General features: G+C 61.2%; 6 protein-coding genes. 4 read left to right on the top strand and 2 right to left on the bottom strand.

The genetic code is table 11. The features are described 5' to 3' along the window. Positions 1–299 precede the first annotated feature (299 nt). A complete protein-coding gene (locus ACZ9H4_RS10890) occupies positions 300–593 on the bottom strand; it encodes a hypothetical protein (RefSeq protein ID WP_476119030.1) in 294 nt (97 codons plus the stop codon). A 474-nt stretch (positions 594–1,067) separates the two neighbouring features. Between ACZ9H4_RS10890 and ACZ9H4_RS10885 the strand changes: the two genes are divergently transcribed. Then, positions 1,068–2,462: an acyltransferase family protein gene (locus ACZ9H4_RS10885; protein WP_476119029.1), complete on the top strand. Its 1,395-nt coding sequence runs from the start codon at positions 1,068–1,070 to the stop codon at positions 2,460–2,462. Here ACZ9H4_RS10885 and ACZ9H4_RS10880 read toward each other — a convergent pair. Next, on the bottom strand, positions 2,449–2,775 hold the full coding sequence (locus ACZ9H4_RS10880) for a DUF4376 domain-containing protein (protein ID WP_476119028.1): 327 nt from the start codon (positions 2,773–2,775) through the stop codon (positions 2,449–2,451). The two genes, ACZ9H4_RS10885 and ACZ9H4_RS10880, sit on opposite strands and share 14 nt — an antisense overlap. A 185-nt stretch (positions 2,776–2,960) precedes the next feature. On the opposite strand from ACZ9H4_RS10880, the gene ACZ9H4_RS10875 reads away from it, so the two are divergent. From ACZ9H4_RS10875 to ACZ9H4_RS10865, 3 genes are all read left to right on the top strand, one after another. After that, positions 2,961–4,223 carry an MFS transporter gene (locus tag ACZ9H4_RS10875; RefSeq protein WP_476119027.1) on the top strand — a complete coding sequence of 421 codons (1,263 nt, stop codon included), beginning with the start codon at positions 2,961–2,963 and terminating at the stop codon, positions 4,221–4,223. A 298-nt stretch (positions 4,224–4,521) separates the two neighbouring features. Further along, positions 4,522–5,439, top strand: coding sequence for a LysR substrate-binding domain-containing protein (locus ACZ9H4_RS10870; protein WP_408326439.1), 918 nt, complete (start codon positions 4,522–4,524; stop codon positions 5,437–5,439). A 177-nt stretch (positions 5,440–5,616) separates the two neighbouring features. Beyond that, on the top strand, positions 5,617–6,924 hold the full coding sequence (locus ACZ9H4_RS10865; protein ID WP_476119026.1) for an MFS transporter: 1,308 nt from the start codon (positions 5,617–5,619) through the stop codon (positions 6,922–6,924). Positions 6,925–6,984 lie beyond the last annotated feature (60 nt).

The raw sequence follows: 6,984 nt of genomic DNA, 5'->3' as shown, positions 1-6,984 counted from the left end.
TCATTTCCTGCCTGGTGTTAGTCAAAAACACAGTCTTATGCCTACCCGTTATTTTAAGTGGGAGACTGTGTCCGGTGTTTCAGGGGGCTACTCCAGTCCATGTAAGCGCCAGTCGTCTTCATTGGCAATGATACCAGTCGACCGGAGTGGCCTCGGGACCGCCGCCGCTACTTTTCGGTATCCTATCTGGAGATGGGTAAAGGCGGCTGATCTGGCCGTACATGGCTCGCGCTCGGTCTCATCCGCGTGCTTTGCGCAGCGCAGTTTGTAAGGTAATCCCACGCTGCCTTTGCCGCCGACTATACCGATTGATGGGTTGAATGCAGCATTGCCCTGCGTGAGCATTGCACCGTACAAGCCTCAAGGTCGTCGACCGTGAATGGCACCTGCGTGTACGTCGTCTTGCTCGGCGTCAAGCCATCGGCTACAACTACCGCGCGCAGCTCTTCCTGAATCATGTTCAGCCATGAGCCACGCACCTTCGTCGCGGGCGTGCCGGTGGTCGCATTGCCTTTGGTGAAATAGCCTTCGGTGCCCGCCGCTTCCGGCGCCGGAAGCGATCTTGCCGCGGTTGCGTCGTCGATACGAAACATGTGACCTCTTATGCACAAGCAAAAAGTGGAATTGTGTGCGCAGGCATGATTGCATTGAACTCGCACTCGAGTACTGTGTTGCTCCACGACGCTAGCGGGTCACCGGCCGCCATCGCACCAGCGACAGCACGCACGACCGTGCTCAAGCATGACCCCGAGCCGCAGCTCACATGGATGGCTGACGCATCGGTCGCCTACAAGAAGGTGACAGTGCGCTACACCTACATCCGCACCCTTGAGGAACGTCAGCAATAGCAACGTGCCGCTTGGGTTCAGGGCGGCGCACATGGTGACGCTGGGGTATCGGTGGTGAGGCGGCGTTCACGGTCGCCCAAGTTGAACGGCCGTCGGCACTTACGGGGAATTTCGAACTTTACTGTATTATCACGCGCTGTTTAGTAGGCGCAGGGAGCGACTTGAAAGAATCATGATTCCCTACCGCTCATTGCCTTTCATGATTCATACAGTACAAAAATGGGACTTCTAAGACTTTTCCTTGCGCTGTCCGTTGTGGCAGGACATTCCGGCACGACGATATTGGGGTTCAAGGGGATCGGTGCCTTCTACGCAGTGAATTTTTTCTTCATCATCTCCGGGTTTTATATGGCGATGGTACTGACTGAAAAATACAAGACAACACCGGCAGTCCTGTTCTACAAAAGCCGGATTTTCCGCCTGTTCCCGACGTACTACATCGGGCTGTTGCTATCGATAGCGGTCTCGTACCAGACGATATTCGATTTCTTCAGGACGCTCGCGTGGCCCGGCAAACTGTTCTTCATCTTTCAGAACACCTTTATCTTTGGGCAAGACCTGTCGTATCTGGTGTGCGTCAAAACGATCGAGGGTAAGTGCGCCAACCCCGTATCGATGACGCTGAATCCGCCGGCGTGGTCGCTAGCCGTTGAGCTTGGCTTCTACCTGCTTGCGCCATTCATGGTGAAAAGCGCCCGGAAAACCTTCATTTTCGTGATGCTGGGGTGCGCCTACCTGCTATCTGTCAACGTACTGCCGTTCCCCCTTGATCCAGTACCGCATCTGATGACGGGCGACATCCACACGTTCAACTATTATTTCTACCCGTCGTCATTTATATTCTTCGGCGGCGGCGCTCTGGCGTATCACCTCAGTCAACCGACAGCTCAGCCGCACTACTTCGTCGGCGTCGCGGCGCTGATCGTTCTGTCGTTCTCACAGACCGTGATGCCCTTCTGGCACCTGCTATTTTTCGGCATGGCGATTCCGGTGCTCTTTCGCTACACGGCGAGTAATCGCTTTGACAGGCAGATCGGTGAACTGTCGTATCCCCTGTACATACTGCATTTCCCTATCCTGCTGGCGCTCCGTCCTCTCGGGTGGAAGTACAGTGGCTTATTCCAGACCGTCAGCCTCGGGACCTGCGTGTCCGTGATCGCCGCGGGCCTCGGGCTCTGCATTTACTTCTTCGTCGAAAAGCGCATCAACGCTTACCGTGCATCGAGTTCGTTCTTTGAAACGACGACGACAGCCACCAGAAAATCCGGGGCGAAATTCGCGTATGCTGCAATAGCGGTCTATGCGGCATTGCCGATTGCAGTGATCGGCTATGTGCACGCAAACCAGATCCCCCCGACTCCTACCCCGGCATTCAATCTCACAGACGAGAACTGGTATCGAGGCGTGGGAAGGGCGGCATCCGGATTCTTCGTGGAAGCCACCGAAGGAAATGTTCGGCAATTTCAGGTTGGCCAACGCGTCTACTTCGCAGACGGCGACTCACGCAAGATCGAGAAGGTCGAAAAATCGGGGCGCTTTCTGAATGTCTACGTGAACGGGATGCCTCTGCGGGGAGAAAGCGTCGGCTTTCCAAAGCTGATCACGACCAGGTAACAGACTCCACATCCGACACAGTAGTGGCAGACCGCACGTTTGCCTTGACTGTCTGGAGTTTGTTGAACGCAACATTACCCTGCGTAAGCATTACACCGTACAAGCCTTTCAGGTCGTCGAGCGTGAACGACACCTGCGCGTTGTCTTCTGCGACCCAATAAAATCCCGTCGGCGTCGCGCCAGCGAGGTTGTGTCCGGTTGTTGCAACCAGCAATGTGTTCTGGCTTGCGAAGTCGGCCTGATACGCCTTGTCGATGCCTGCCACGCTCTTGTAGTCGACCGACACCTCGCAAGCAACGCCAGCATTGTGCATCCCGCACTTGCCTGTAAGTCGTCTTGCCTCGCATCAAGCCGCCAGCGACAACGAGCGCGCGCAATTCTTCCTGGATCACGTTCAGCCATGGTCCGCGCACGTTGGTCGCCGGCGTGCCCGCGGTCGGACCATCTTGTTCTAAACTAGCGCCCGCCCAAGCCCGCTACGTAAAGAGCAACCCACCGATGCCCCCAGTTCCCGCCGACCCCACCAATTCCCCGGCCTTCAGCCTCCCAAAACACCCGCCATTCCGGCGCTTCTGGTGCACCCGCATCCTGTCGTCGCTATCGTTCCAGATGCTCGCCGTGGCGATGGGCTGGCACATCTACGCGCTCACGCATAGCGCCTTCGCACTCGGTCTCGTCGGCCTCGCGCAGTTTCTGCCGATGTTCCTGCTGACGCTCGTGGTCGGGCACGTCGCCGACCGCTACGACCGCCGCCGCATCGCGGCCATCTGCCAGAGCCTCGAAAGCGTCGCTGCCTTGCTGTTTGCTTTCGGCACCTTCGGCGGCTGGATCAGCGCGCCGGTCATCTATGTGCTGGCCGCCTGCGTCGGCGCGGCGCGCGCGTTCGAATCGCCCGCGGTCGCCTCGCTGTTGCCCGCCGTCGTGCCGCGCGGCTATTTGCCCAAAGCGACCGCATGGGCCACGTCCGCGAATCAGACGGCGCAGATCGCCGGCCCCGCGTTGGGTGGTTTGCTGTATGGCATCGGTCCGGGCGCTGCCTACCTCGCGTGCACGCTGTCGTTCGCGGCCGCCGCCGCATCCGTGTGGAGCATCCCGCTGCAAACGAAACCCGCGAGCCGCGCGCCGGTGACGCTCGAGTCGATCTTCTCGGGCATCGCGTTTATCCGCAAGGAGCCGGTGATTCTCGGCGCACTCTCCCTCGATCTGTTCGCCGTGCTGTTCGGCGGCGCGACCGCGCTGTTGCCGATCTTCGCGCGCGACATGCTGCACACGGGGCCGCTCGGTCTCGGTCTGCTGCGCTCGGGCACCGCGATCGGGGCGCTTGCGGGCACCATCTGGCTCGCGCATTTCCCGTTGCGCAACCGGCCCGGCGCGGCGATGTTCGGCGGCGTGATCGCGTTCGGCCTGGCCACGGTGGTGTTCGGTCTGTCGCATCAATTCTTCCTGTCGCTGTTTGCGCTGATGATGTTGGGCGCGTCGGACACCATCAGCGTGGTGGTGCGCCTCTCGCTCGTGCAATTGCGCACGCCCGACGAAATGCTGGGCCGTGTCAGCGCGGTCAATTCGCTTTTCATTGGGACCTCGAATCAACTCGGCGAATTCGAATCGGGCGTGACGGCGGGGTGGTGGGGCGCGCGGACGGCGGTGCTGGTCGGCGGCGTCGCGACAATCACGGTCGCGATGCTGTGGATGAAGCTGTTTCCTGCACTGCGCGACACCCGCTCGCTGGAGCGCGAAGAGGAACTGGCGCCGAGCCGTTGATCGAGAGTGGTGCCAGCGTTGGCCGGGATCGGCCGCGTGGAATGACAATACGCGCCTGGTGCGACTGAGTCCTCATCGCGTTCGCACCAAGGCTGCACGACGCGCGGCGATCTTTCCTGGCATCCATGCCCGTGACGCATGCCTGTTGCGCGTGAGGGCCACTGCGCGCAGCAAGACCCGGCGTGACGCGCGAACCCATCTGCCCATCGACACACCACGACGATCTTCATCACCCGCATGATCGAACCGATGCCCGCACCCGCTATGATGGTGCGATCGTCACTCGGCCATCGTCATCATGCGCATCGCCCCTTTACCTCCGCTCCAATGTCTGGTCGCGTTCGAATCGGCCGTGCGGCATGCGAGTTTCACCAAGGCCGCCGCCGAACTGCATCTGACGCAAAGCGCGGTGAGCCGGCAGATCGCCCAGCTCGAAGACTTCCTTGGCCGCTCGCTATTTGTGCGCGAGCATCGCGCGTTGCGTCTGACGATCGCCGGCGAAGGCTACGCAAAGCACGTGCAATGGCTGCTCGCCACCTGCTCTGAAGCCACGCTCGATGTGATGAAGCGCTACGGCGACCTCGAACTGACGATCGCGTGCTCGTCCGGCGTCGCGGTGCTGTGGCTCACGCCCCGGCTTGGCGCGTTTCGCGCCGCGCATCCGAACGTAAAAATCAGAATGATCGTACGCGACGGTCTCGCGTCGCTGTCGCCTGCGGAATTCGACGTGGGTCTGTACTACAGCCGTCAGCGCGCCGAACCGCATTTCACCGCGCGCCGCATCTTCGACGAAGAGGTCTACCCGGTATGTTCGCCCGGATATCTCGCCGGCCGCGTGCTCGAACCCGCCGACCTCGCGCACGAAACCCTGCTGATGCAGGAGGACGGCCAGCGGCAATGGATGTCGTGGTCCGAGTGGTTCCGTCTGAACGGTGTGCAGATGCCGGCTTCGCCGCAGTCGGTCGTCGTCAATCATTATCCGCAACTCGTGCAGATGGCGATTCTCGGCCAGGGCGTGGTGCTCGGCTGGCGGCATATGATCGACGCGTGCCTGAGCGAAGGGCTGCTGGTGCGCGCGACGCAGGCGTCGGCGAGTCACGGCGGCGGCTATTACGTGGTGTCGCCGAACGATCGCTCGCAGAACCAGGCGGCGCGCCTCTTCACGCGCTGGCTGTTCGAGCAGGCCGAAGAGCAGATGGGCAGGGCGGCCGGTTAATTCCCGGAATCCCACTTCGCATGCGCTACGCGCATGCGTGCATGCGAATCTTTCGTTTCGAAAACAATTCAGGTGTCTCTAGGATCGGCGTTATGCCTGCGAAGGCGCCGCTCGATCACGGCGCGGCGCGTTGCCGACACTTTCGCCTGACAGGGCAGCCAGATGAGGAAAGAGACCATGCAGGGAACGCTTTCATCCAACGTCGCACTCTCCGTCGACTCGCTCGCGCGGCAACGGCGCCGCGCCATCATCGCCACCGTGCTCGGCAATGGGCTCGAGTGGTTCGACTTCACCGTGTACAGCTTTTTCGCGGTCATCATCGCGAAGCTGTTCTTTCCGACCGGCAATGAACTGAGCTCGCTGCTGCTCGCGGTCGCGACCTTCGGCGTGGGCTTTTTCATGCGGCCGGTGGGCGGCATCGTGCTCGGCGTGTATGCGGACAAGGTCGGCAGAAAGGCGGCGCTCTCGCTGACCATTCTGCTGATGGCGGGCGGCACCGCGTTGATCGGCCTCGCCCCCACCTACGAGCAGATCGGCCTGTGGGCGCCGGTGCTGATCGTGATCGCGCGTTTGCTGCAGGGCTTCTCGGCCGGCGGCGAAATGGGCACCGCCACCGCGTTCCTCACGGAATACGCGCCGGCCAATCAGCGCGCTTTCTATTCGAGCTGGATTCAGTCGAGCATCGGCTTCGCCGTGCTGCTCGGCGCGGCGGTCGGCACCTTCGTGACCACCAACCTGAGCGCGGACGCGCTGCACTCGTGGGGCTGGAGAATGCCGTTCCTGATCGGCATTCTGATCGGACCAGTCGGCTATTTCATTCGCAGCCGCATGGATGAAACGCCGGCGTTCAGCGCGGTGGCCGACGAAGCGAAGAACGATTCGCCGCTCGCCGAAGTGTTCCAGCGCTTTCCGCGCGAGACGTTCGCGAGTTTTTCGATGGTGATCCTGTGGACGGTCTGCACCTACGTGCTGCTGTTCTATATGCCGACCTACTCGGTGCGCACGTTGCATCTGCCGCAATCCACCGGCTTTTTCGCTGGCATGTTCGGCGGCCTGATGATCATGTGCTTCTCGCCGGTGGTCGGCAAGCTGGCGGACCGCTTCGGTCGCCGCGTGTTCCTGTCCGGCGCGGCCGTTTCGATCCTGCTGCTCGCATGGCCGATGTTCGCCTACATCAATCACACGCCGGGCCTCGCGTCGCTGATGGTGTTCCAGGGCGTGTTCGGCTTGCTGATCGCCGCGTACACCGGCCCGATACTCGCTGCGTTCTCCGAACTGTTTCCGACCAAGGTGCTGTCGACCGGCTTGTCCGTCGCCTACAACTTCGCCGTGACGATCTTCGGCGGCTTCGCACCGTTCTTCATCACGTGGCTGATCGCCTCGACGGGCAGCAACATGGCGCCCGCGATCTACGTGATGATCGCCGCGGCCATCAGCCTCACCGGCACCTTCTTCGTGCGCGATTCGTGCCAACGCCGCGCCTGAAGCGGCGTGTCCGGCCCGCCGAGGGCCGGACGGTTTCCTTCATCCAGTCAGGAAGATATC

The organism is Paraburkholderia sp. TE9906, assembly GCF_056279605.1.
The sequence above is the reverse complement of the archived record's forward strand: the minus strand, read 5'-3'. Positions and strand labels throughout refer to the sequence as shown.

Excerpts from the sequence above, each read along its gene's own strand:
- ACZ9H4_RS10890 (WP_476119030.1), bottom strand. The coding sequence starts at position 593 with ATGTTTCGTATCGACGACGCAACCGCGGCAAGATCGCTTCCGGCGCCG.
- ACZ9H4_RS10885 (WP_476119029.1), top strand. The coding sequence starts at position 1,068 with ATGGGACTTCTAAGACTTTTCCTTGCGCTGTCCGTTGTGGCAGGACAT.
- ACZ9H4_RS10880 (WP_476119028.1), bottom strand. The coding sequence starts at position 2,775 with ATGCACAATGCTGGCGTTGCTTGCGAGGTGTCGGTCGACTACAAGAGC.
- ACZ9H4_RS10875 (WP_476119027.1), top strand. The coding sequence starts at position 2,961 with ATGCCCCCAGTTCCCGCCGACCCCACCAATTCCCCGGCCTTCAGCCTC.
- ACZ9H4_RS10870 (WP_408326439.1), top strand. The coding sequence starts at position 4,522 with ATGCGCATCGCCCCTTTACCTCCGCTCCAATGTCTGGTCGCGTTCGAA.
- ACZ9H4_RS10865 (WP_476119026.1), top strand. The coding sequence starts at position 5,617 with ATGCAGGGAACGCTTTCATCCAACGTCGCACTCTCCGTCGACTCGCTC.